This window comes from Janthinobacterium sp. HH106 (assembly GCF_001758725.1).
Classification (GTDB): domain Bacteria; phylum Pseudomonadota; class Gammaproteobacteria; order Burkholderiales; family Burkholderiaceae_D; genus Janthinobacterium.
In genome coordinates this window covers 1-1,121 of record NZ_LRIC01000057.1, presented here as the reverse complement: position 1 = coordinate 1,121, position 1,121 = coordinate 1, and the positions used below count along the sequence as shown (strand labels likewise).

Here is a 1,121-nt window from a genome sequence, read left to right as displayed (position 1 = left end):
GCACGGTCACGCTGACGCAGGCCCAACTGTCGATGCTGCTCGAAGGCATCGATTGAGTTTGCGGATGGATGCCTTTGCGGTCCGGCGTGTAGGCAAACCAGACCGCCGCCGGCGTGGTGTCGCCGGAGGCGCTATCGTCACGCACGTAGGTCCACAGCCGCGCTGTTTTCGTCTTGCCATTGCCCGGCGCCAGCACCGGAATTGGCGTGTCGTCGGCGTGCAGCTTGGCGCCAGCGAGCACATGGCGCCGGATCGCGTCCACCAGCGGGCGCAACAAGGCGCTGGCGGCACCAACCCAGTTCGCCAGCAGCGCACGTTCAAGTTCTACGCCTTCGCGGGCATAGATCACCGACTGCCGGTATAGCGGGATATGGTCGGCAAACTTGGTCACCAGCACATGTGCCAGCAACCCCGGCCCGGCGATGCCGCGTGCAATCGGTCGGCTTGGCGCGGGTGCCTGCACGATGGTGTCGCAGCACTTGCAGGCCAGTTTTGGACGCGTATGGCGGATCACGCGGAAACTGCCTGGTATCCATTCGAGTTGTTCGGCAACGTCCTCGCCCAACTGGCACAGTGCGCCATCGCATGTTGGGCAGACTTCGGGCTGTGGCTTGTACACGCGTTCGTCGCGCGGCAGGTGCTCCGGCAGCGGTTTGCGCGCCGCCTTGGTGCGCGGTGCCTTGTCTGCCGGCGGGCGCTCGCGCTCAGCCTCACCCTCGGTCGCTTGCAGGTCTTCCAGTTGTAATTCCAGCTGTTCGATCTGGTGGTCCAGCTTCTCGGATTTGCGACCGAACTGCATGCGACGCAGCTTGGCGATCATCAGCTTCAGATGCTCGATCTCGACCTCGGTCGTCGTCAGTTGCGCGCGCAGTCCCGACACCAGCTCGTCGTGCGCAGCGATGGCGACATCGCGCTCACGCACCATCTGCTCGGCCGCCAACAGCAACGCCTTCAGGGCATCGATGTCGTTGGGCAGGTCGGCTGAATTGAGCATGGGCCAAGTTTACGCGAGGGCGCCGACGTTTACAAGGCCGATTGTGGTTGCCAGGTGCGCACCGGCTGGCGCCAATCGATGCCTTCGAGCAGCATCGACAGTTGGGCCTGCGTCAGCGTAACCGTGC

Annotated in this window: 1 protein-coding gene; it reads right to left on the bottom strand. The window is 64.1% G+C overall.

Going from position 1 to position 1,121, the window contains the following annotated elements; all coding sequences use genetic code 11:
• Nucleotides 1–925, bottom strand: a 925-nt coding sequence (locus tag JAB8_RS22080) for an IS66 family transposase (RefSeq protein ID WP_254679567.1), incomplete at its 3' end; no start/stop codon positions are given.
• Between the last annotated feature and the right edge of the window lie 196 nt (nt 926–1,121).